Raw genomic sequence first — 22,955 nt, 5'->3', positions numbered from 1 at the left:
GTGCGCGAAGAGGCGGCCTGTGGGTGAGTGGGGCCGGGCACGACGGATACCGTTAGGGGGTGCAGCCAGCAAGTGAAACCCCCGACACGCCCTCCGGGCGCCTCCACCGGGCGCGGGCCCTCTACCGGAACGTCTCCAAGCGCAGGACCGCCTGGCTGTTGCTCAAGGACACCGTCAACTCCTGCATCGAGTACCGCATCCTGGGGCTCGCGGCCGAGGCCGCCTTCTTCACGCTGCTGTCGGTGCCGCCGCTGCTGCTGAGCATGATCGGGCTGCTCGGCTACGTCGACGCCTGGACCGGCGCCGACACCATCCAGAGCCTGCGCACCAACCTCCTGGAGGCCTCGCGCACGGTGCTGTCCGACCGCGGGGTGCGCGAGATCGCCGAGCCGATCCTGCACGACGTGATGAAGGGCGGCCGGGTCGACGTCATCTCCCTCGGCTTCCTGATCGCGCTGTGGTCGGGCTCCCGCGCGGTGAACGTCTTCATCGACACCATCACCGTGATGTACGGCCTCGACGGGGTCCGGGGCATCGTCAAGACCCGGCTGCTGGCCTTCCTGCTGTTCATCGTCGCCCTGCTGATCGGCTCGGTCGCGCTGCCGCTGATGGTGGCGGGGCCGGACGCGATGGTGGACATCCTGCCCTGGTCGACCACGGTGGTGCAGGTCCTGTACTGGCCGGTGGTGATACTGCTGTCGATCGCGTTCCTCACCACGCTGTACCACGTCTCCGTGCCGGTGCGCTCCCCGTGGATCGAGGACGTGCCCGGCGCGCTCGTCGCCCTCGGCATGTGGGTGCTGGGCAGCTTCCTGCTGCGCATCTACCTCCAGAACACCGTCGAGGGCGCCACCATCTACGGTTCGCTCGCCGCCGCCGTCGCCGTGCTGCTGTGGATCGGCGTGTCCGCGTTCGCCGTGCTCGTCGGGGCCGCGGTGAACGCCGCCATCGACCGGGTCTGGCCGGCCGCCGCGACGGCCGCGGCCCGCGAGGCCAACGAGCGGATGCGCCAGGCCCAGGTCGCCGAGTACGTGGCGCGCGCCGCCGCCCGCGGCGAGTCCGACCCGGACATGCCGTCCGAGTTCCCCGAGCGCTGGTCCCGCTTCCTGCCCCCGGAGGACGTCACGGCCCGGCTGCGCACGCAGGTGAAGTCCACCCACGGCAAGAACGGCCAGGGCACCGGGGAGGGGCAGCCGCCCGCCGGGACGTGACGGGCCGGCCGGCCTCACGCCTTCCAGGTGCCGGCCGCCGCCTCCTCCCGCACGAAGTCCGAGAAGTCCCGGGGCGCCCGGCCCAGGACCTCCTCCACCCCGCCGGAGAGATGCGCGTTGCGGCCGTCCAGGAGGGTGTCGAAGATCGCGGCCAGGGCTTCGGCCTCCCGCGGCGGCACCCCGAAGCCGGCCAGGGCCTCCCCGTAGTCCCGCGTCGAGACCGCCCGGTACGCCAGCGGCCGCCCGGTCGCCGCGGCGATCTCCGCGACCGCCTCGCCGAAGGAGAGCAGCCGCCCGCCGGACAGGGCCAGGGTGCGCCCCACGTACCGGTCCCCGGCCGTCAGCGCGGTCACCACCACGTCCGCGATGTCCCGGACGTCGAGGAACGGCTCGCGCACCTCGCCGGCCGGGAACACCAGCTCACCGCGCTCCCGCAGCTCCGCCACCAGCGGGCCCTCGCTGAAGTTCTGCGCGAACCACGCGGCCCGCACCACCGTCCAGTCCGCGCCCGAGGCGCGCAGCGCCTCCTCGGTGGGCAGGGCCTGGTCCTCGCCCCGCGCCGACAGCAGCACCAGCCGCCGCACCCCGAGCCCGACCGCCTCCCGCGCGAGCGCCCCGACCGCCTCCGCCGCGCCCGGCGCCCCGACGTCGGAGGGCAGGGCGAGGTAGGCCGCGTCGGCGCCGCGCAGGGCGTGCGCCCAGGTCGAGGCGTCCCACCAGTCGAACCCCGTCGCCCGTGACGCCGCCCGCACGGTCAGTCCGGCGGCCTCGGCGGCCCGCGCCACCCGGCTGCCCGTACGGCCCGAGGCGCCCGTCACCACCAGCGTCGTCCCCCGCCTGCCCCCTGCCGTGTCCCGTGCCGTGTCCTGCCCTGCGTTCGGCGCCGTGTCCTGCCCTGCGTTCGGCGCCGTTCCCTGCGCTGTGTCGCGTGCCGTGCCCTGCGCTGTGTCGCGTGCCGTGTTCGTCATGACGTCGAGTCAACTGCCGTGCGGCGGACGGAACCATCGCTGAACGGCTCATTCCCATGCGGCCGCGTCTACGCTGGCCCCATGGACGCTCTCGCCGGCCTGCTCGAAGGCCCCCGGGCACGGGGCGCGTTCATGATCAGGGCGTGCTTCGACCCGCCCTGGGCGGTACGGGTGGAGGACCGGGCGCCGCTCACCGTGATGCTCGTCGTGCGCGGCGAGGCGTGGGTCCTGCCCGACCGGGGAGCCCGCACGCGGCTGCGCGCCGGGGACCTCGCCATCGCCCGCGGCCCCGACCCGTACACCTGCGCCGACGCCCCCGACACGGCACCGCAGGCGCTGATCCTGCCCGGCCAGGAGTGCCGCCACCCCGACGGACGGCCCCTTCAGGGCTCCATGGACCTCGGCGTGCGCACCTGGGGCGACCGGCTCGACGGCGGGACCGTCCTGCTGATCGGCACGTACCCCGTGCGGGGCGAGATCGGCGGGCGGCTGCTGGACGCCCTGCCGCCGCTGCTCACGCTGACGCCCGAGGTGTGGGACTGTCCGCTCACGCCGTACCTGTGCCAGGAGATCGTGCGGAACGGGCCGGGGCAGGAGGTCGTCCTGGACCGGCTGCTGGACCTGCTGGTCATCACCGCGCTGCGGGCCTGGTTCGCCCGCCCGGAGGCGGCGGCACCGGCCTGGTACCGGGCGCTGGCCGACCCGGTCGTCGGCGGGGTGCTGCGCCTGCTCCAGGACGATCCCGCCCACCCGTGGACGGTCGCCGGGCTCGCCGCGAAGGCGGGGGTGTCCCGGGCCGCGCTGGCCCGCCGCTTCACAACCCTGGTCGGCGAACCGCCGATGACGTACCTCACCGGCTGGCGCCTCGCCCTCGCCGCCGACCGGCTGCGCGAGAGCGACGACACGCTCGACGCGGTGGCCCGCCGGGTGGGGTACGGCAGCGCGTTCGCCCTGTCCACGGCGTTCAAACGGGTCTACGGGGTGAGCCCTGCGGAATACCGGGGGCGGGTGGGGTAGGGCGTGCGCGCGGTTCCCCGCAGCCCTGGGGCGGGGAGCGGTGGTCTGCGTGCGGGTGCCCCGGTGCGCGGGTGGGCTGGGGTTGTCCGATCAGGTTCCCCGGGCCCCTGGGGGCGGGGAGCGGTGGTCCGCGGGGCGGCGGCGTAGCCTGGCTTCCGTGTATGCGGAGCGTGCGGCGCGGCTCACCGGGGCGGTCCTGTGGACCAACACCCCCGAGCGGTCCGGGCCGGGTCGGGTGCTGCCGGACGGGTGCATGGACCTGCTGTGGCACGACGGGCGGCTGCTGGTCGCCGGACCGGACACCCGGGCGTACCTCACGGACGGCGAGGACGGCCCCTGGTCGGGCATCCGCTTCCCGCCCGGCACGGCCCCGGCGCTGCTCGGCGTCCCCGCCCACGAACTGCGCGACCGCCGGGTCGAACTCACGGACCTGTGGCCGGCCTCCGAGGTGCGGCGGCTGACCGCCCGCGTGCGGGCGGCCCCCGACCCGGTGCAGGGCCTGGAGGAGCTGGCGCTGCGGCGGGCCGCCGACACCGAGCCCACGGACCCGCTGCTGCGGCGGGTCGTCGCCGCTCTCGACGCGGGCCGCCCGGTCGCCGCCACCGCCGACGAACTCGGCGTCGGGGCACGCCTGCTGCACCGCCGCTCCCTGGCCGCCTTCGGCTACGGGCCCAAGACGCTGGCCCGCATCCTGCGGCTGCGCCGCGCCCTCGCGCTGGCCCGGGCCGGTACGCCGTTGGCGGAGACGGCCGCCCGGGCCGGCTACGCCGACCAGGCCCATCTGTCGCGCGAAGTACGGGCCCTGGCGGGTGTGCCGCTGAGCGACCTACTCGGCCGCGCCGGCCAGCGGGGCGAACAGGTCCACCCCGTTGCCGTCCGGGTCGAGCACCACGGCGTAGCGCTGCCCCCAGAAGGCGTCCCAGGGCTTGAGTTCGCCGCGGTACCCGGCGTTCGTCAGCTCCGCGTACAGCGCGTCCACCTCCTGCGGCCCGTCGCACCGCAGGGCCAGCGAGGTGCGGCCCCCGCCCGTCGGCGGCCGCCAGCCGGGCAGGAAGGAGAGGACCGTCTCCTCGGTGTCGAGCATCAGCCGCAGCCCGCCGGGCAGATCGGCCTCGGTGTGCGGTTGCCGCCCGGCGTCCTCCGGGAAGACGAACCCGAGCCGGCGGTAGAAGGCGACGGAGGCGGCCATGTCGGAGACGACCAGGCCGATGGCATCGAATCGTGCGGTCATGGGCCCACCGTAGGCGGGACCGCGACGGCCGGTCTTGAAGGAAACGGACACCGGCCCGCGCCTGTCCGATCCGTTCAAGACCGCCGCCCCGGCGGCGCCGTAGCGTCACCGCCATGACGACCACGACACGGACATCGAGGCATCTGAGCGTCTTCATCGACCGCCCGCAGCGGGAGGTCTACGACTACGTCGGCGACCCCGCCCACGTCCCCGACTGGGCCCCCGGGCTGGCGAGCTCCCTGCACCCGGTGGACGGCCGGTGGGTGGGGGAGTCGCCCATGGGGCGGATCGTGGTGGACTTCACGCCCCGGAACGACTTCGGCGTGCTGGACCACGACGTGACGCTGCCCTCGGGGCACACCGTGCACAACCCGATGCGGGTGATCGCCGACGGGTCCGGCTGCGAGGTGGTGTTCACGCTGCGCCGGCAGCCGTGGATGAGCGACGAGGAGTTCCGCCGCGACGCGGAGGCGGTGTCCGCCGACCTCGCCAGGCTCAAGCGGCTGATGGAAGCGGGGTGAGGGCCGGGGCGGCAGAATTCATGGTGCCGAGAACCCTCCGGGCCGTGCCCGGATCTCCTAGGTTCGGATCCCATGGCACCACGACTGCTCGTCCACACCCGCACCACCGGATACCGGCACGACTCCATCCCGGCCGGTGTCGCCGCCCTGCGCGCCCTCGGCGCCTTCGACGTCCACGCCACCGAGGACCCGGCGGACCTGGAACGGCCCCTGGACGGCTACGCGGCCGTCGTCTTCCTCTCCACCAGCGGCGACATCCTCACCCCGGCCGGACGGGAGCGGCTCGCCGCCTACGTGGAGTCGGGCGGCGGCTTCGTCGGCGTGCACGCGGCGGCCTGCACGGAGTACGGCTGGCCCTACTACGGCGAGCTGCTGGGCACCTGGTTCGACCGGCACCCGCACCACCAGCCGGGCCGGGCCGTCGTCGAGGACCACGACCACCCGGCGACCCGGCACCTGCCCGCCGTCTGGGACTTCACCGACGAGTGGTACGACTTCCGCACCAACCCGCGCGGCACGGTCCGTGTCCTCGTCACCGCCGACGAGTCCTCCTACGAGGGCGGCGGCATGGGCGAGGACCACCCCCTGGTCTGGTGCCGTGACCACGGCCGCGGCCGGGTCTTCTACACGGCCCTCGGGCACGCCCCGGAGGCCTACGAGGACCCCCTCTTCCGGGCGCACCTGCTGGGCGGCATCCGCTGGGCGGCCGCACTGCCCCTGCCCTGAGGGGCAGGCCCGCCCCGCCTGGATTCCGTCCCGTTCCCCTCACGGGGGCGCCTGGCCGGTGCCGGGTGCTCCCGGCCGGGCCGGAGCCGGTCCGGCCCGGGTCCGGGGCGACGCTCAGCCGGCGTCCGGCGTCGGTGCCGTGGGGCGGACCGCCACCGCGTCGACCTCGAACAGCATCCCCGGCAGGGCGAGCGAGGCGACCCCGCTCAGCGTCTGCGCCGGAAGCCGGTCACCGAAGCGGGCGTGCAGGGCCTTGCCCAGCACCTCCAGCTTCCCGGGGTCGTGGTCCACGACGAACGTGCCGAGCCGGACGACGTGTTCGTAGCCCAGCCCCACCCCCTCCAGCGCCGACCGCAACCGGTCGAAGGCCAGTTCCACCTGTGCGGCGAAGTCCCCCGGCACGGGCGCACCGGTGGCGTCCGAGGCGTACTGGCCGGCGATGAAGACGAGGTCGCCGGGGGCCGAGACGGCGTGGCTGTAGCCGAACGGGGTGGGGTCGTGGAGCGTGGCCGGGTTGGTGATCGTGCGCGAGTCGCGCGTCATGACCGGGCAGTTCCTTTCCGCCGAGCGCGGCCACCGCGTCGGCGGCGGCCCTGTCTCTCCTGCCAACTCCCTTGAGCCGCAGACGCATTCCGCGCCCGGGGGACTGTCACCACGTCCCCGGGGGGAGGAGGGTCTGTCACCGTGTCCTGGGGCGGGGTCCGTCACCGCGTCCCGGGCGCCGCCGTGCTCGCGCGGTGCACCAGGCGGGTGGACAACTCCGTGCGGGTGCTCTCCGGGTGGTGCCCGTCCATCAGGCGCAGCAGCGACCGCAGGGCCGTCGCGGCCATCTCGGACAGCGGCTGGCGGACCGTGGTCAGCGCCGGGGAGGCCCAGCGCGCCTCGGGCAGGTCGTCGAAGCCGACCACGCTCACGTCGTCCGGGATCCGCAACGCCCGTTCGGCCAGGGCCTCGTAGACCCCCAGGGCCATCCGGTCCGAGCACACGAACACGGCCGTCGGCGGCTCGGGCAGGTCGAGCAGTTCCCGCATGCGGCGCCTGGCCTGGCCCTCGTCGAAGCCGGCGTGCCGGACGTACTCGGAGCGCTGCCGGACCCCGGCCGACGCGAGCGCCGAGCGGTAGCCGGCGACCCGGGCGCTGCTGCACAGGGTGCGTCGGGACCCCGCGATCACGGCGATCCGCTCGTGCCCCAGCGCGAGCAGGTGCTCGGTCGCCGTCAGACCGCCCTGCCAGTTCGCCGCCCCCACCGACACCACGCCCTCCGGCGGCTCCTGCACCGGGTCGATCATCACGAACGGGATGCGGTGCTGCTCCAGCCAGGCGTACTGCGAGGCGCTCAGCTCGGCCAGGTTGAACAGCACCCCGGAGGATCCGCGCGCGACCAGCTTGTCCAGCCAGCCCCGCTCGGGGCGCCCGGCCCGGGAGCGGGTCAGCGCCGCCGAGACCACGACCTCCAGACCCGCGTCGTGCGCCGCCTCCTCCGCCCCGTGCAGCACGGCACCCGACCAGGAGCTCTCCAGCGAGTGCACGACCAGGTCGACGAGCCGGGGCGCCTTGGCCGCGTCGAAGCGGGGCCGGCGCACGTAACCGAGCCGGTCGAGCGCCTCGGTGACACGGCGGCGGGTCTCGGGCGCGACGTCCTCCCGGCCGTTGACCACCTTCGAGGCGGTCGGCACCGAGACCCCCGCCTCGCGGGCCACGACCGCCAGCGTCGGACCGGCCGCCGCGCCCGCACTCGCCGTACGCACCATCGGGAACCCGCCTCTCCGGCCCGCCCGAGGGCCGTGGAAAGTTTCGACCAGCGCTGCCCGCCACGGTCCGGCTCCGACCCGGCAGAAAGCGCTTCCTACTGTAGGTGCGGCGCAGGGCGGCGGGAAGACGGACGCGGTCACGCGCTCGCCCCGGGCGCAACTCTCGAAACCTCGAACAACTGCCCCGTCGGGGCGTACAAGCCGGCCGGAACCCGGCGAAGCCCGCCGCGAGCGCCGCGTCGACGGGGCCGCACTCCGCCCCGGACGGACCAGCGCTGCCGCACGCGAAGCGGCCGTTGCGCCGAACGGCCCCCTGACCCGTCCGTGCACCGGAATACCGGGCCACCATGAGGTGCTCTGATCCTCACGGTGCACGAGCGCGGTGAGGAGGCCGGTGGACGTATGACGGCGGACCAGGCGGACCCCGTGGTGAGCACGCCCCACGGTGCCCTGCGGGGCAGGTACGAGCGCGGCGTCGCGGTCTTCCGCGGCATCCCCTACGCGCAACCCCCCTTCGGGCCGCGCCGTTTCCGCCCGCCCGAGCCCCTGCCGCCCTGGGACGGCGTCCGCGACGCCGGCGCCTTCGGCCCCACCCCGCCCAAACCCCCCTACTCCGAGGCCTTCGCCCCCTACCTGTCCGACCCGGTGATCCCCGGCGACGACATCCTCAACCTCAACGTCTGGACCCCGGCCCCGGATCCCGCGGCCCGCCTCCCCGTCCTGGTCTGGCTGCACGGCGGCGCCCTGACCCGGGGCTCCTCCGCGGTACCCGTCTACGACGGACACGCCTTCGCCCGGGACGGCGTCGTCTGCGTCTCGCTCAACTACCGGCTCGGCGTGGAGGGTTACGGCCTGTTCCCGGACGCGCCCGCCAACCCGGGCCTGCGCGACCAGATCGCCGCCCTGGCCTGGGTCCACGAGACCATCGAGGCGTTCGGCGGCGACCCGGGCCGCATCACCCTCTTCGGCCAGTCCGCCGGGGCCATCAGCATCGGCGCCCTCCTCGCCGCCCCGCAGACCCGGGGCATGGTCCGCCGGGCCGTGCTGCAGAGCGGTCCGCCCGAGGCGGCCGAACGGACCAGGGTCCGCCGGATGGTGCGCCGGATGGCGTCCCGGCTGAGGATCCCCGCCACCGCCGAGGCCTTCGCCACCGTCGACCGCGACCTGCTGCTGCGCACCCAGGCCGAGGTGGGCCGGCTCAGCAGCCCCGTCATCGGCGGCCCCGCCTTCGGCATCGTCGTCGACGGGGACGTCGTCCCGCGCGACCCGCTGGAGGCCCTCCTCGACGGCGCCGCCCCCGGCGTGGACCTGATGATGGGCTGGACCCGCGACGAGCACCGGCTCTGGCTGGTCCCCGGCGGCCTCATGGAGCGACTCGACCGCCTCGGGGCCGTCGCCCTGGCCGGGGCCATGGCCCGCTGCCGCTGCGGCGGCGAGGTTCCGCGCGGCTACCGCGCCCTGCGCCCCGAGGCCGGCACGGCCGACCTCGTCGGCGACCTCGTCACCGACCACCTCCTGCGCATCCCCCTGCACCGACTCGCCGACGCCCGTACGGAACCCTCGTACGTCTACGAGTTCGCCTGGCCCTCCCGCCTCCCCGGCCTCGGCGCCTGCCACGCGCTGGAGCTCGGCTTCGTCTTCGACACCGGCGAGGTGCCCGAGTCCCGCCGACTCGCCGGTGAGGGCGCGCCCCAGGACCTCGCCGACGCCCTCCACTCGGCGTGGGTGCGCTTCGCCGCGGACGGCGACCCGGGCTGGGAACGCTGGGACGCCACGCACCCGGTACGGGTGTTCGGCGACCCCGCCCCGGACGCACCGGACCCCCTGGCCCACACCGCACCCGGCCCCCGCGACCGCGAACTCGCCCTCTGGACCCGCGACGCCCTCACCCCGTCCCCCGTCGGCACCCCACCACGCGGCACGGAACTCCGCACGGCGGTACGGCGTTTCCGGCGCGCCGGGGGGTTGCGGCGGCGCTGACGACCGGCGGACCTCAGCGGGAACGCGGTCGGCCCGTCGTCAGGGCCCTCGCGATGCCCGTGATCGCCTCCGGCCCCACCCGGCAGCATCCGCCGATCAGTCGGGCGCCCGCGGCCTGCCAGGTCTCCACCTGGGCGGCGGTGAACGTGGCGCGGCCGGACCAGGCCCGGGCCGCGGCGTCCCAGGTCTCGCCGCTGTTGGGGTAGACGACGACCGGCTTGCCGGTCACCCGCGCCGCCGTCGCCGCCGCGTGCTCGACGTCCTCGGGCGCGCAGCAGTTCACCCCGACCGCGATCACCTCGTCCGCGTCGGCGGCCAGGGCGAAGGCCTCCTGGAGCGGCTGTCCGGCCCGGGTGCGGTCGCCGGCGACCGAGTACGTCAGCCAGGCCGGCGCCCCGAGCCCGCGCACCGCCCGCAGCAGTGCGGCCGCCTCGTCCGCGTCCGGGACGGTCTCCAGCGCGAGGACGTCGGGGCCGGCCGCGGCCAGTACCTCCAGGCGCGGGCGGTGGAAGCGTTCCAGCTCGTCCACCGTCAGCCCGTACCGCCCCCGGTACTCCGAGCCGTCCGCGAGCATCGCTCCGTACGGGCCCGCCGAGGCCGCCACCCACAGGGGGCGCGCAACCCCGGCCCGCCGCGCCGCCTCCCGCGCCGCCTCCACGCTCAGCGCCATGAGCCGGGCCGCCCGGTCGCGGCCGATCCCGCGCTTCGCGAAACCCTCGAACGTGGCCTGGTAGCTGGCCGTGATCGCCACGTCCGCGCCCGCCCGGAAGTAGGCCAGGTGGGCCTCGGTGACCGCCTCCGGCCGTTCGGCGAGCAGGCGCGCGGACCACAGCTCGTCACTCAGGTCGTGCCCGGCCGATTCGAGCTGGTTGGACATGCCGCCGTCCAGGACGACCGTCCCGGCGGCGAGGGCTTCGGCGAGGGTGGGGCTGCTGGTCATGCCACCGACGGTAGTCGACGCCCCGCGCCGGACCCCGTTCCGCTGTGTCCCGCACAGGGACAGGCCGGCCGGCAGCCGGCTTCGAGGGGTGACGCGCGCGGTGCGGGCCGCGTCCCGGCCGCCTTGGTCCCGTCGGACCCGTTGACCTGCACGTGACACACCCTTACCTTTTCGGCGTTCGTAATGACAGATGACGTTCGACATGTCAAACAACGCCGGGTGTTCTTCCCCCCACGAGAGGCAGGCCGCATGAGCCGCGACCCCGCTCTGCCCGAACCCCCCACCCGTAGGCTGCTGTTGAAGGGTGCCGCAGCCGCCGGCGCCCTGGCCGCCGTCCCCGCCGCCCCCGCGGTCGCCCGGGCGGCCGAGCCCGCCCGGCCTCCCCGGCCGGCCCCGTTCGTCAACCCGCTCGTCCGCAACCGCGCCGACCCGCACATCCACCGGCACAAGGACGGCTGCTACTACTTCACCGCCACCGCCCCCGAGTACGACCGCATCGTCCTGCGCCGCTCCCGCACCCTGAACGGCCTGGGCACGGCGGCCGAGTCCGTCGTCTGGCGGGCCCATCCGACGGGCCCGATGGGGGCCCACATCTGGGCGCCCGAACTGCACCGCATCGGCGGCAGGTGGTACCTCTACTTCGCCTCCGCGCCCGCCGAGGACGTCTGGGCGATCCGCATCTGGGTGCTGGAGAACGCCCACACCGACCCCTTCAAGGGCACCTGGGTGGAGAGAGGCCAGGTCAGGACGGCCTGGGAAACCTGCTCCCTGGACGCCACCACGTTCACCCACCGCGGCACCCGCTACCTCGCCTGGGCGCAGCACGAGCCCGGCACGGACAACAACACCGGCATCTTCCTGTCGGAGATGGCGAACCCGTGGACCCTGAAGGGCCCGCAGGTACGGCTGTCCACCCCGGAGTACGACTGGGAGTGCGTCGGGTTCAAGGTCAACGAGGGCCCGTACGTCCTCAAGCGCAACGGCCGCCTGTTCATGACGTACTCGGCCAGCGCCACCGACTCCCACTACTGCGTGGGCCTGCTGACCGCCGACGCCGACAGCCACCTCCTGGACCCGCTGAGCTGGACCAAGTCGCCGACCCCGGTCTTCACCAGCAACGACACCACCCAGCAGTACGGCCCCGGCCACAACTGCTTCACGGTCGCCGAGGACGGCCGCACCGACGTCCTCGTCTACCACGCCCGCCCGTACAAGGAGATCGACGGCGACCCGCTGGACGACCCCAACCGGCACACCCGGGTCCAGACGCTCGGCTGGAAGCCGGACGGCACACCCGACTTCGGCATACCGGTCGCCGACACGGCCGGGGCGGGGGAGTGACATGAGACGCGTCCACGCCGCCCTTCTCGCCCTGTGCCTGGGCCTGTTCGGTGCCCTCGCCACCGCCGGACCCGCGCAGGCCGCTCCGCAGACGATCACCAACGGGACTCGGTTCACGGACACGTCGGGCAATCCCGTGCACGCGCACGGGGGCGGCGTCCTCAAGGTCGGGTCCTACTACTACTGGTTCGGCGAGCACCGCAACGCCGACAACACCTTCCGCTCTGTCGACGCCTACCGCTCGACCGACCTGAAGAACTGGGAGTTCCGCAACCGCGTCCTGACCGAGGCGAGCGATCCGGAGCTGGCGACCGCCAACATCGAGCGGCCGAAGGTCGTGTATAACGCCTCCACCGGCAGGTTCGTCATGTGGATGCACAAGGAGAACGGCACCGACTACAGCGAGGCCCGCGCCGCGGTCGCCGTCTCCGACACCGTCGACGGGAACTACACCTGGAAGGGCAGCTTCCGGCCGCTCGGACAGCACATGTCCCGTGACATCACGGTCTTCACCGACACCGACGGCACCGGGTACATGGTCTCGGCCGCGCGCGAGAATTACGACCTGCAGATCTACCGCCTCACCGCCGACTACACCGGCATCGCGAGCCTGGTCGCCAACCCCTGGCCCGGCGGCCACCGCGAGGCCCCCGCCCTGTTCAAGCGGAACGGCGTGTACTTCATGCTGACCTCCGGCGCGACGGGCTGGAACCCCAACCAGCAGCAGTACGCCACCGCCACGAACATCGCCGGCCCCTGGTCGGCCATGAAGAACATCGGGGACGCGACGACGTACGGCTCGCAGACCGCGTTCGTCCTGCCCGTGCAGGGCACCTCGGGCACCTCGTACCTGTACCTGGGCGACCGCTGGGGCAACTCCTTCGGCGGCACCGTCAACGACTCCCGGTACGTGTGGCTGCCGCTGAGCTTCGCCGACTCGACCACCATGGCGATGTCCTGGTCACCGGAGATCACCGTCGACACGGCCACCGGAACCGTCGCCGGCACCAGTGCCACGTACCACACGCTGATCGCCCGCCACTCCTCCCGCTGCGCGGACGTCACCAGCCAGTCGCTCTGGGCGGGCACCCAGATCAAGCAGTACGACTGCAACGGCGGCGCCAACCAGAGGTACTGGTCCAAGCCCGTCGGGGGCGGCTACCACCAGCTTATGGTCAGGAACAGCTCGCTGTGCGTGCAGGAGAACGCGAACACGGTCACGCAGGAGGACTGCGACGCCTCCGCCGCCGGCCAGCAGTGGTCGCTGACCACCACCGGCTCGTACGTGAACGTGAAGTCGCGGGCGAGCGGCGAGTGCCTGGACGTGAACGGCGCCTCCACCGCCAACGGCGCGGCGGTCATCACCTACGCGTGCAACGGCGGGACCAACCAGCAGTGGACACGCGGCACCTGACCGCCTTCCGGGACAGCGAGCCGGCTGCGCCGGGAGTACCGCCCGCACTCTAGAAAGCGCTTGCCGCGGGCGGTACGGTCCCCTCTCAGGTCCTGTCGTCCGCCGGAGGAGCCGAGAGTGAGACGTTTCAGCATCGCCGTCGTGGCGGCGGTGGTCCTGGGGACCGCCCTGCCGGCCGCCCCGGCGGGCGCCGCCGAGGTCCCCGCGGACTTCCCCCGGTGCACCGCCGGTGTCTGCCACTTCGACGTGCCGCCCGGCACCTACGACGTGCGGGTCAGGCTCGGCGGACCGGACGCGTCCCGTACGAGCGTCAGCGGCGAGACGCGGCGTTCCCTGCTGCCCGAGACGGCCGTCCCGGCCGGCAAGCACGTCACCCGCGGCTTCACCGTGCACGTCCGCACCCCCGAGGGCGAGCCCACCGGCCCGGACGGAAGCTCCGGCCTCGACCTGCGGATCGGCGGCTCCGCGCCCGCGCCGGCCGACATCCGGGTCACCCCGGCCCGGCGCACCCGCCAGATCTTCCTCGTCGGCGACTCCACCGTCTGCGACCAGCCCGGCGACCCGTACTCCGGCTGGGGCCAGCAACTGCCCCAGTTCCTCCGCACGGGCCTGTCCGTCGCCAACTACGCCGATTCCGGGGAGAGTACGGTGTCGTATCTGGGGAACCCGAGGCTGTGGGCCACCGTGCGGCCCCTGATCCGTCCCGGTGATCCGGTACTCGTCCAGCTCGCCCACAACGACAAGACCACGGACGAGGCCACCTACCGGGCCAACCTGGAGACCCTGGTGGCGGGCGTCCGGGAACGGGGCGGACAGCCGGTCCTTGTCACGCCGATCGTGCGCCGCTGGTTCAACACCGACGGCACGCTGAACAACGGAACCGCCCTCCTGGTCAACGGCCTCGGCGTCGACCATCCGGCGGTCGTCCGCTCCGTGGCCGCCGAGGAGGACGTGCCCCTGATCGACCTCACGGCGAAGACCAAGGAACTCGTGGAGGCGCTGGGCGTGGAAGCGTCCAAGGCGCTCTACCTCACCGCCGAGGCGCGGGACAACACCCACACCTCCGTGCGCGGGGCGACCGCCTACGCGCGCCTGGTCCGCGACGCACTCGTCACCCTGCAACTGGTGCCGCCGGGCACGGTGCGGGTGGGATGAACCCCTGGGGCGCCCCGACCGGAACCGGGGCGCCCCAGGCCCGAGCCGTCCCGACCGGTCCGAGCACGGAAGAGAACCGATGCAGCTGCCCCCCGCCGACCGCACGGCGTCCCCGTTCACCGGCTACACCCGCGCCCACTGGGAAGCGGCCGCCGACGCCCTGCTCGCCGCCGTCGAACCGTACGCGTCCGAGGACCGCGCGCTGTACCACCTGCCCGGCGACCGCTCCAGCTGGTCCGGCCGCCTCTCCGACGGCCTGGAAGGCTACGCCCGCACCCTGCTGCTGGCCGCCTTCCGCCGCGACGAGAAGGCCCTGGAGCGCTATGCGCAGGGCCTCGCCGCCGGGGTCTCGGGCGTCTGGCCGCGCATCGAGGACCGCGGCCAGCCCCTGGTGGAGGCCGCGTCCATCGCCCTGGCCCTGCGCCTGACCCGGAACCTTCTCTGGGACCGCCTGGACGACGGCGTCCGGCAGCGGGCCGCTCGCTGGCTGGCCGACGCGCTCACGGCCGAACCCTGGCCCTGCAACTGGGAGTTGTTCCCCGTCACGGTCGGCGGTTTCCTCGCGGAGACCGGCCACGAGCCGGAGGCGTCCCGCGCGGCGGTCGACCGCGGCCTGGAGCGCATCGAGCAGTGGTACCGGGGCGACGGCTGGTACACCGACGGCGACGGCCGCAAGTACGACTACTACAACGGCTGGGCGATGCACCTCTACCCGGTGCTGCACGCCTGGCTGGAGCGCGACGCGGGCCTGCTGGAGCTGTACGGGGGCCGTCTGGAGCGGCATCTCGCGGACTACGCCCGCCTGTTCGGGGGCGACGGCGCCCCGGTGCACCAGGGGCGTTCCCTGACGTACCGCTTCGCGACGGCCGCTCCGCTGTGGCTGGGCGCGCTGACCGGCCGTACCCCGCTGGAGCCGGGCGAGACCCGGCGGCTGGCGTCCGGCGCCCTGCGGTACTTCCTCGACCGGGGCGCGGTCGACGACCGGGGCCTGCTCACCCTCGGCTGGCACGGGCCGGACGCGTCCGTGCTGCAGGGCTACTCGGGCCCCGCCTCCCCGTACTGGGCGAGCAAGGGCTTCCTCGGTCTGCTCCTGCCACCGGAGCACGAGGTGTGGACGGCGCCGGAACGCCCCGGGCCGGCCGAGCGCGAGGACGCCGTCACGCCCGTCGGACCGCCCAACTGGCTGCTCCAGTCGACCCGTCGCGACGGCCTGGTCCGCCTGCACAACCACGGCAGCGAGGACGTCCGCTACGACCCGTACTACACGCGTCTCGCCTACTCGACCGTGACCGCGCCCGCCGCGTCGTACGACAACAGCGTGATCGTCGACGGCGACCCGAGCCGCACCGGGATCGAGCCGCTGGGGGCCGGGGCGGGCTGGGCGGCCTCACGGCACACGGCGGGCGGGGGAGCGCGGGTGACGAGCGCGGTGCTGGCGCACGGGGCGGTGGAGGTGCGCGTCCACCGGGTCGCGGGGGCCCGGCCCGGGACGGCGGTGCGCGTGACCGGCTGGAGCGCCCCGGAGGGCGTCCGCGCCGAACTCCTGCCCGCCGTCGGCCTCGAAGCCGGACCCGGCGACGGACCCGGCGACGGGCTCACCGGCGTCACCACCGGGGACGCCACCCTCTTCGTCGCGCTGGCCCGGCTCACCGCCGAGCCGGATCCGGTGCCGCTGACCGAGACGGTACGCGTCGACACGGACGGGTCCGGCGCGCTCACGGTCCGCTGGAGCGGAGGACCCGAGGTGCGGGTCCGGCTGGACGAGGCCGGGGCGCACATCGGCTGACCTGCCCGGACGGCCGTGGTTCGGCGCGGGCCGAAACGATCCGGGCCTAGCGTGACGGCATGACCCGAAGCCCCCGGCCGACCGCGCCCGTCACCGCCTTCGCCGCGCTCCACCACGCCGACGAGCCGCTGCTGCTGCCCAACGCGTGGGACTACGCCTCCGCGCGGGCCCTCGCCGCGCAGGGCTTCCCGGCGGTGGCGACGACGAGCCTCGGCGTCGCCGCCGTCGCCGGTCTGCCCGACGCGGTGGCCGCGACCCGCGAGGAGACGCTCCGGCTGGCCCTCTCCCTCGGCTCGCGGCCGCTGCTGCTGTCCGTCGACGCCGAGGGCGGCTTCAGCGACGACCCGGACGAGGTCGCCAGGTTCGCGCGCGAGCTGTACGCCGTCGGCGTCGCCGGCCTCAACCTGGAGGACGGCCTGGCACCCGCCGGACGGCTGGCCGCGAAGATCGCGGCGGTGAAGAAGGCCGTCCCCGCCCTGTTCGTCAACGCCCGCACCGACACCCACTGGCTGGGTGACGGCGACACCGCCGACACGCTCTCCCGGCTGGACGCCTACCAGGCGGCCGGCGCGGACGGCGTGTTCGTCCCCGGCCTCACCGACCCACGTCAGATCGCCGCCCTGGTGCGTCACCTGGACGCACCGCTCAACGTCCTCTACTCACCCACCGGCCCGCCCGTCAGCGCGCTCGCCGACGCCGGTGCCCGCCGCATCAGCCTCGGCTCGCTGCTGTACCGCACGGCACTGGGCGCGGCCCTGCGCGCGGCGGCCGGCATCCGGGCCGGCCGGACCCCGGACGGCCCGTCCCCCTCGTACGACGAGGTGACGGCCCTGCTCCCGCCTCCCCGCTGAGGGCCACCCGCCCGGACTCCGCCCGGTCGCCGCCGCTGCGGGTTCAGGTACCGGGGGGTCGCTGCTCGCGGGGCCAGTTGAGCAGCAGGACGTGCAGGGCGTCGATGGCCTTGTCCCAGGAGGCCTGCACGTCGCGGGGCGCGCCGAAGGCGCCGGTGGACTCCAGGGCGCAGTAGCCGTGGAACGCGCTGCGCAGCAGGCGCACCGCGTCGGTGAGGTCGGGTTCCTCCAGGCCGTAGGCGCGGAGCATGCCGTAGGTGACCTCGGCGGTGCGGCGCAGGGCGGGGGAGTCGGGGACCAGGGCCTGGTCCAGGGGCAGCTGCGTCGCCGCGTACCGGCCGGGGTGCTCCAGGGCGTAGGCCCGGTAGGCGCCGGCGAAGGCGGCGAGCGCGTCCCGGCCGGTGCGTCCGGCGACCGCCGCCGCGATCCGGTCGATCATCTCGCCGCCGGCGAGGAGGGCCATCCGCGTGCGCAGGTCCCGCAGACTCCTGACGTGCGAGTACAGACTCGCGTCCTTCACCCCGAAGCGGCGTGCCAGCGCGGACAGGGTGACCTGCTCCAACCCGGCCTCGTCGGCGAGGTCGGCCGCCGCCGCGACGAGGCGGTCCGGGGTGAGGCCGGCTCTGGGCATGCGGTGCGGGCCTCCCTCTCGGACGGTGCCGTGTCGGCTGGGGCGCTGTGATCGTAGCGGGCGCCGCGCCGCGCACAGGGCGGCCGAGCGGACGTGACCCGGTGCGGGAGCAGTTCTCTCTCCCTCCCGGGCCCCGCGACCGGGCCCGCGGCTCCCCGGTGTCCGTCCGGCCGTTCAGCGCACGGGCGCGTGGATCACTCCCAGTTTGTCGATCCCGGCGCCCGCGCGGCCGGTGAAGCCCACGATCTGCCGGCCGGCCGGGACGGTGAAGGTCCGCGCGTCGGACGTGGCGGTGCCGGCGGACAGCGTGCGGCCCCGGTCGGTGGTGAAGGACGCCGAGAAGATCCTGGTCCGGCCGTCCTTCCGGCCCTGGGTCAGCCGCACCGACACCAGGTGCTCGCCCTCGGTCAGGGTCAGGGACCTGGCCGCGCCGCCCGTGCCGCCGTGGGCGAGGATTGTGCCGCCGTCGAGGGTGAGGGACAGCGCGTCCAGACGGGCGTCGCCGCGCAGCGTGAGGGTGCGGGGCGCGGGCGTCGCGGGCAGGTCGTCCGCGTCGTTGAACGCCGTGCCGTGCGGGCCGCCGAAGAAGTCGCTCGCGCGCAGCGCGGGGTCCAGGGTGTAGGAGAAGCCGACGGTGTGCGGGAAGTGGTCGGAGAGGTGCTTGCCGTCCGAACGCAGGAAGGAGCGCCAGTCGTTGGCGTACCCGGTGGCGGTGAGGTCAACCAGCGCGCTGCCCCGGTAGAGCACCTTGTCGACGACCTCGCAGTCGTCCGTCGGCGCCGCCGCGTCGCACACCAGCGCGTCGCCGCCCTGCGCCGGCGGGGTGCCGCCCCGCACCCGCTCCACCCACGCGTCCGTCAGGCCGTTCTCCGTCAGCAGGGTGCGGATGTTGTCGCCGGCCCGGGTGTAGCGGGTGTTGGTGTCGCCCATGACGATCACCGCGTTGCCCGCGGAGTTCTCCCGGACGAAGGCGGAGAGCTGCTCGATGTTGGCCCGGCGCGCGGCCAGCGCGTCGTCCGTGGAGTCGGCGTTGGTGTGGACGTTGTACAGGTCGACGTAGGCGCCCTCGGCCAGGCGGACCCGCGCCAGCGTGAAGCCCTTCGGGGTCAGGCAGTTGGTGCCGGTGCAGTGGTTCCACCTCACCCGCTGGAAGTCCTCGAAGGGGAAGTCCGACAGGGTGTTGAGGCCGTCGCCGAAGGCCGCGCCGCCGCTGGTGGCCGTGCGGTACGGGTGCCGGTCGTGGGCGTACAGCGACGCGTGGTAGTTGAAGTCCTCCTGCACGTTCACGATGTCGTACGCCCCGAGCCGCTGCCCGATCAGCGGGGTGTTGGTCTCGGGGTCGCTGTCGCCGAGGCCGAGGGGCAGGCCGGCGATGTTGTAGGTCAGGACGTCGAAGGACCCGGTGGGCGCGGCCGCGGTGGCGGGCGTCGCGGTCGCGGGCGCCGCCGTGGCCGCGGTGAGTCCGGCGAGGGCCAGGGCGGCGGCGGTGAGGGTGCCGAGGAGTCGTCTCATGGTGGGGGTGTCTCCGGTCGGGGAGGCGCGACGGAACCTGAACGATGCTCAGGTTGAGCGCCAACCAGTGTGGCCAACAAGGTGAGTTGAGGAAACAGTGCGAGACGGGGAGATCCGCCGCCCCGGGGCCGCCCGCCGCTCGCCCCCTGGTCGTTCAACGTTCATGTTTCGCCTCGATCCTCCACACGCGGCGTGGTCACACGCCGCGGAAGGCAGCCGCCGCACCGGCGGCACACAGGAGGCGCTTCAATGGGACACGGGCACGCACACGGCCATCACCACCACGGGCACGACCACGAGCACGAGGCCGCACCGGCCCTGCCCGCCGCCTTCGACACCTCCGTCCCCGACGAGGCCCTCACCCCCGAACAGGCCTCGCGCCGCTCGCTGCTGCGCCGCGCCGGCCTGCTCGGCGCCGGTCTCGCGGCCGGCAGCGTCCTGGCCCAGGCGGCACCCGCCGCCGCGTCCGGCGGCCGCCGCCGCGACGGCTTCCTGTGGCTCGCCGGCGACCACCACATCCACACCCAGTACAGCAGCGACGGCAAGTACCGCGTCGTCGACCAGGTCCGCCAGGGCGCCCGGCACGGCATGGACTGGCTCGTCATCACCGACCACGGCAGCGCCACCCACGCCAGGATCGGCGTGGAGAAGGTCAACCCGGACATCAAGGCCGCCCGCGCCGCCCACCGGGACACCCTCGTCTTCCAGGGCCTGGAGTGGAACATCCCGGCCGCCGAGCACGGCACCGTCTTCGTGCACCCCGGCAAGAACGAGGTCGCCGTCCTCAAGCAGTTCGAGACCGACTACGACGGCAGCGTCAAGAACGCCTCCGACTCCACGCCCGCCAACGAGGCGCTCGCCGTCGCGGGTCTGAGCTTCCTCGCCGACCAGGTCAGGCGCCGCAAGGTCAAGGACGCCCTGATGCTCGCCAACCACCCGGCCCGGCGCGGCGTCGACTCCCCGCACGAGATCCGCGCCTGGCGCGACGCCGGCGGTCCCGGCCGGCAGATCGCCGTCGGCTTCGAGGGCGCCCCCGGCCACCAGGCCGCCGGTCTGCCCGCGCCGCTCGGCATGGGCCGCGCCCGCGGCATCTACGACAACAGCCCCGGTGCCAACTCCTTCCCCGGCTACCCGCCGGAGAGCTACCGCACCTGGGGCGGCTTCGACTGGATGACCGCCACCGTCGGCGGCCTCTGGGACAGCCTCCTCGCCGAGGGCAAGCCCTGGTGGATCACCGCCAACTCCGACTCCCACCAGGTCTACGCCGACACCGCGGTGCGCGGCCCCGGCGGCGACTTCAACGCCAACGGCCGCTACGAGGACCCCGTCTACGGCGGGAAGATCGACGTCACCCAGGGCGACTACTGGCCCGGCCAGTACAGCCGCACCCACGTCGGCGCCGACGGCTTCTCCTACGCCGCCGTGATGGACGGCATCCGCGCCGGCCGCGTCTGGGTCGACCACGGGCAGCTCGTCGACGCCGTGGACGTGCGGGTGAGCGGCGGCGGCCGCTGGGCCACGCTCGGCGGCGCCCTGCACGTGAGGAAGGGCACCAAGGTCACGCTGACGATCGACGTCACCCCGGCCGGCGGCCCCAACTGGGCCGGGTTCCGCCCCGAACTGGCCCGCGTCGACGTCATCCAGGGCGACGTGACGGGCCCGGTCGCCGACCGGGACACCTTCACCGCCCCGACCGCGAAGGTCGTCAAGGCGTACGACGTCAGCAAGGCCACCGCTCCCGTCCGCCTCACCTTCGACCTCGGCCGCGTGGACAAGCCCGTGTACCTCCGGCTGCGCGGCACCGACGGCAACCGGTCCGCCGTCGGCGCCCTCGGCGCGGCCGTCGACCCGGCGGGCCCCGCGCTCGACGTCGTCGGCGACGCCGACCCCTGGCGCGACCTGTGGTTCTACACCAACCCGGTGTGGGTCCTGCCCTCGTGACGCCGTACACCCTCACCATCGACCCGGGGCTGCGGGACCTGCGCGCGGCCGACCACCTGCTGCGCACCCTGGCGGCCGAACTCGCCCTCCCCGAGGACGCGTTCGGCTGCACCCACCTGGTGCGGGACGGCCGCCCCCGGGTCGTGCTGTCCCTCGCCCTGCCCTCCGAGCCGCTCCACCGCACCGCCGCGGAGCGGCTCGCGGGCCTCGGGCACGCGGTGTCACCCGGCGTCCCGGACCGGGTGGGGCGCGCGGTGCTCTACCCGGGCGCCGCGTCGCTCACCGGCACGCTGACCGTCGCGGACCTGCTGTCCAGGTCCGCGATCGGCCGCGTGGCCGTCCTCGGCACCCCGGAGCCGCCCGGGCCCGCCACACCCCTGGCGACCCGGGACCACGTGCGCCCGCAGTGGCAGGACGGCACGCTCGTGCTGACGGCCATGCCCGCGGCGGGCGGCACCCTCGTCCCCTTCGAGGTGCCGGACCCCACCCCGTGCTGCGCGGACCACTGACGCGGCTCACGGCACGGGTCCGACCGGCGGGGCGGTTCCTCACCGCCCGGAGATCACTCACGGCCCCGAAAACCACCGTCCTTCACCTGGTGGAAGCAGGCACTATCGAGGAGTTCGGCGAACACCGCACACGGGGGAGACGGCATGGCGCACGAGGCGGACCGGCGCGAGGACGAGCCGGGAGGTGCCCCGGCCGATGCCGACAGCGAGGTCCTGCCCGCTGCCCGTCCGCTGTGGCGGCAGCGGGACTTCGGGATGTTCTGGACCGCCCAGACCCTCTCGATGCTCGGTGACTCCTTCGCGCTGATCGCGCTGCCGCTGCTGGTCCTGGAGGCCACCGGGTCGGTCGCCCGGATGGGACTGCTCACGGCGGTGGGCGGGGCCGCGTCGGTCGTGGCGGCCGTGTTCGCCGGGGCGGTGGTGGACCGGGTGGACCGGCGCCGGCTGCTCATCACCTGCGACCTGGTCCGCATGGGCCTGTACGGCGTGATCCCGCTGGTGTGGCTGTTCGGCCCGCAGATCTGGCTGCTGTACGCCGTGCTGCCGCTGTGCGAGGCCGTCGGCATGCTGTTCGCGGTCGGCTACGTCACGGTCGTGCGCGGCCTGGTCGGCACCGGCCGGCTGACGGAGGCCAACGGGCGGCTGAACGCGACGGCCGCCGCGTCGGGCGTCCTCGGGCCGCTGTGCGCCGGGCTGGTGGCCGCCTGGTCGGGCCCGGCCGCGGCCGTGGGCGTGGACGCGGCCAGCTTCGGGGTGTCGGCGGTGTGCCTGTGCTTCGTGCGGCTGCGGCCCCGCGCGGCGGACGACGAGCGGGCCGGTGCACGCACCGGCCTGTGGCGGGACCTGCGCGTCGGCGTCGCCTTCCTCCGCGGCCACCCGGTCCTGCGCTCCCTGACCGCCCTCCTGTTCGTCTTCAGCTTTCTCACCCTGGGCCTGAACGACCTGGTCATCTACCACCTCAAGCACGACCTCGGCCACGACGACGGCACCGTCGGCACGGTCATGGCGGCCGGCGCGCTCGGCACCGTCACCGGTGCCCTGCTGGTCGCCCGGGTCCGCCGCCGCCTCGGCTTCGGCGCGACCTGGACCGGCTCGGTCGCGGTGTGCGGCCTCGCCTTCGCCGGTCTCGGCTGGGCCCGTGACGTGCCGGTGGTGGCCGCCCTGAGCGCCGCCTTCCTGGCCTGCGCCGGGATGGCGGGCACCTGCTCGATGTCGCTGCGCCAGGAGGTCACCCCCGAGCACCTCCTGGGCCGCGTCACCTCCGCCTTCTGGACCCTCCAGTACGCGGCGGCGCCCCTCGGGGCGGCCGTGCTGACCTGGGCGGCCGAGGAACGGGGCACGACCCCGGTCGCCCTGGCCGCCGGGGCGACCTGCGTGCTGCTCGCCGGGGCCGCGCTGTTCACCCCGATCCGCAGGTCGGGCCGGCCGGCCGGGCCCGGGTGACGCCACCGCGGGCCGGCCGGCCGCCGT

General features: G+C 74.6%; 20 protein-coding genes and 1 pseudogene. 14 read left to right on the top strand and 7 right to left on the bottom strand.

Features of this window, described 5'->3' with window-relative positions; all coding sequences use genetic code 11:
- The first annotated feature begins 59 nt into the window (after positions 1-59).
- Complete coding sequence (locus tag ACIGAN_RS02000) at positions 60-1,211, top strand: YihY/virulence factor BrkB family protein (RefSeq protein WP_365088131.1); 1,152 nt, start codon at positions 60-62, stop codon at positions 1,209-1,211.
- Between the two features lie 14 nt (positions 1,212-1,225).
- Here the strand turns inward: ACIGAN_RS02000 and ACIGAN_RS01995 are convergent, their stop codons facing one another.
- Complete coding sequence (locus tag ACIGAN_RS01995) at positions 1,226-2,179, bottom strand: NmrA family NAD(P)-binding protein (protein ID WP_399854465.1); 954 nt, start codon at positions 2,177-2,179, stop codon at positions 1,226-1,228.
- 81 nt (positions 2,180-2,260) lie between these two features.
- Here ACIGAN_RS01995 and ACIGAN_RS01990 point away from each other — a divergent pair, with 81 nt between their 5' ends.
- Together ACIGAN_RS01990 and ACIGAN_RS01985 are read left to right on the top strand one after the other, a co-directional pair.
- On the top strand, positions 2,261-3,196 hold the full coding sequence (locus ACIGAN_RS01990) for an AraC family transcriptional regulator (RefSeq protein WP_399854464.1): 936 nt from the start codon (positions 2,261-2,263) through the stop codon (positions 3,194-3,196).
- 157 nt (positions 3,197-3,353) lie between these two features.
- Positions 3,354-4,031: pseudogene (locus tag ACIGAN_RS01985) on the top strand (helix-turn-helix domain-containing protein); the annotation flags it as partial.
- Here ACIGAN_RS01985 and ACIGAN_RS01980 read toward each other — a convergent pair.
- A complete protein-coding gene (locus ACIGAN_RS01980; protein ID WP_399854463.1) occupies positions 4,023-4,427 on the bottom strand; it encodes a VOC family protein in 405 nt (134 codons plus the stop codon). The pseudogene ACIGAN_RS01985 and the gene ACIGAN_RS01980 sit on opposite strands and share 9 nt — an antisense overlap.
- A 113-nt stretch (positions 4,428-4,540) precedes the next feature.
- Here ACIGAN_RS01980 and ACIGAN_RS01975 point away from each other — a divergent pair, with 113 nt between their 5' ends.
- Both ACIGAN_RS01975 and ACIGAN_RS01970 read left to right on the top strand, forming a co-directional pair.
- The gene (locus ACIGAN_RS01975; RefSeq protein WP_399854462.1) at positions 4,541-4,948 is read left to right on the top strand and encodes an SRPBCC family protein; all 408 of its coding nucleotides are present in this window, start codon (positions 4,541-4,543) and stop codon (positions 4,946-4,948) included.
- Between the two features lie 72 nt (positions 4,949-5,020).
- Complete coding sequence (locus ACIGAN_RS01970; RefSeq protein WP_399854461.1) at positions 5,021-5,674, top strand: ThuA domain-containing protein; 654 nt, start codon at positions 5,021-5,023, stop codon at positions 5,672-5,674.
- Positions 5,675-5,788: 114 nt separating this feature from the next.
- Here ACIGAN_RS01970 and ACIGAN_RS01965 read toward each other — a convergent pair whose 3' ends face one another.
- The gene (locus ACIGAN_RS01965) at positions 5,789-6,217 is read right to left on the bottom strand and encodes a RidA family protein (RefSeq protein WP_365088125.1); all 429 of its coding nucleotides are present in this window, start codon (positions 6,215-6,217) and stop codon (positions 5,789-5,791) included.
- Between the two features lie 161 nt (positions 6,218-6,378).
- On the bottom strand, positions 6,379-7,425 hold the full coding sequence (locus tag ACIGAN_RS01960) for a LacI family DNA-binding transcriptional regulator (protein WP_399854460.1): 1,047 nt from the start codon (positions 7,423-7,425) through the stop codon (positions 6,379-6,381).
- A 402-nt stretch (positions 7,426-7,827) separates the two neighbouring features.
- Here ACIGAN_RS01960 and ACIGAN_RS01955 point away from each other — a divergent pair, with 402 nt between their 5' ends.
- The gene (locus ACIGAN_RS01955) at positions 7,828-9,405 is read left to right on the top strand and encodes a carboxylesterase/lipase family protein (RefSeq protein ID WP_399854459.1); all 1,578 of its coding nucleotides are present in this window, start codon (positions 7,828-7,830) and stop codon (positions 9,403-9,405) included.
- Between the two features lie 13 nt (positions 9,406-9,418).
- Here ACIGAN_RS01955 and mmuM read toward each other — a convergent pair whose 3' ends face one another.
- Positions 9,419-10,345, bottom strand: coding sequence for a homocysteine S-methyltransferase (gene mmuM, locus ACIGAN_RS01950; protein WP_399854458.1), 927 nt, complete (start codon positions 10,343-10,345; stop codon positions 9,419-9,421).
- Positions 10,346-10,594: 249 nt separating this feature from the next.
- On the opposite strand from mmuM, the gene ACIGAN_RS01945 reads away from it, so the two are divergent.
- The 5 genes from ACIGAN_RS01945 to ACIGAN_RS01925 all read left to right on the top strand — a co-directional run bounded on the left by ACIGAN_RS01945 (position 10,595) and on the right by ACIGAN_RS01925 (position 16,892).
- A complete protein-coding gene (locus ACIGAN_RS01945) occupies positions 10,595-11,686 on the top strand; it encodes a glycoside hydrolase family 43 protein (protein ID WP_399854457.1) in 1,092 nt (363 codons plus the stop codon).
- 1 nt (position 11,687) lies between these two features.
- Complete coding sequence (locus tag ACIGAN_RS01940; protein WP_399854456.1) at positions 11,688-13,100, top strand: family 43 glycosylhydrolase; 1,413 nt, start codon at positions 11,688-11,690, stop codon at positions 13,098-13,100.
- A 117-nt stretch (positions 13,101-13,217) separates the two neighbouring features.
- Positions 13,218-14,255: a rhamnogalacturonan acetylesterase gene (locus ACIGAN_RS01935; RefSeq protein ID WP_399854455.1), complete on the top strand. Its 1,038-nt coding sequence runs from the start codon at positions 13,218-13,220 to the stop codon at positions 14,253-14,255.
- Between the two features lie 79 nt (positions 14,256-14,334).
- Entirely contained in the window at positions 14,335-16,041 is a 1,707-nt protein-coding gene (locus ACIGAN_RS01930; protein ID WP_399854454.1) for a DUF2264 domain-containing protein, read from the top strand.
- 59 nt (positions 16,042-16,100) lie between these two features.
- Positions 16,101-16,892 (top strand): isocitrate lyase/phosphoenolpyruvate mutase family protein, encoded by a 792-nt coding sequence (locus ACIGAN_RS01925; RefSeq protein ID WP_399854453.1) that lies wholly within the window; start codon positions 16,101-16,103, stop codon positions 16,890-16,892.
- Positions 16,893-16,935: 43 nt separating this feature from the next.
- Here ACIGAN_RS01925 and ACIGAN_RS01920 read toward each other — a convergent pair whose 3' ends face one another.
- A complete protein-coding gene (locus ACIGAN_RS01920) occupies positions 16,936-17,523 on the bottom strand; it encodes a TetR/AcrR family transcriptional regulator (protein WP_399854452.1) in 588 nt (195 codons plus the stop codon).
- A gap of 174 nt (positions 17,524-17,697) precedes the next feature.
- On the bottom strand, positions 17,698-19,035 hold the full coding sequence (locus ACIGAN_RS01915; protein ID WP_399854451.1) for a jacalin-like lectin: 1,338 nt from the start codon (positions 19,033-19,035) through the stop codon (positions 17,698-17,700).
- 249 nt (positions 19,036-19,284) lie between these two features.
- On the opposite strand from ACIGAN_RS01915, the gene ACIGAN_RS01910 reads away from it, so the two are divergent.
- The 3 genes from ACIGAN_RS01910 (at position 19,285) to ACIGAN_RS01900 (ending at position 22,928) form a co-directional block, all read left to right on the top strand.
- Positions 19,285-20,976: a PHP domain-containing protein gene (locus ACIGAN_RS01910; protein ID WP_399854450.1), complete on the top strand. Its 1,692-nt coding sequence runs from the start codon at positions 19,285-19,287 to the stop codon at positions 20,974-20,976.
- Positions 20,958-21,485, top strand: coding sequence for a hypothetical protein (locus ACIGAN_RS01905; protein WP_399854449.1), 528 nt, complete (start codon positions 20,958-20,960; stop codon positions 21,483-21,485). Before ACIGAN_RS01910 ends, ACIGAN_RS01905 begins: the two co-directional genes overlap by 19 nt.
- A gap of 144 nt (positions 21,486-21,629) precedes the next feature.
- A complete protein-coding gene (locus ACIGAN_RS01900) occupies positions 21,630-22,928 on the top strand; it encodes an MFS transporter (RefSeq protein WP_399854448.1) in 1,299 nt (432 codons plus the stop codon).
- The last annotated feature ends 27 nt before the right edge of the window (positions 22,929-22,955 follow it).

Source organism: Streptomyces sp. NPDC085931, from assembly GCF_044540565.1.
Lineage (GTDB): Bacteria > Actinomycetota > Actinomycetes > Streptomycetales > Streptomycetaceae > Streptomyces.
This window is presented reverse-complemented; position numbering and strand designations above follow the sequence as displayed.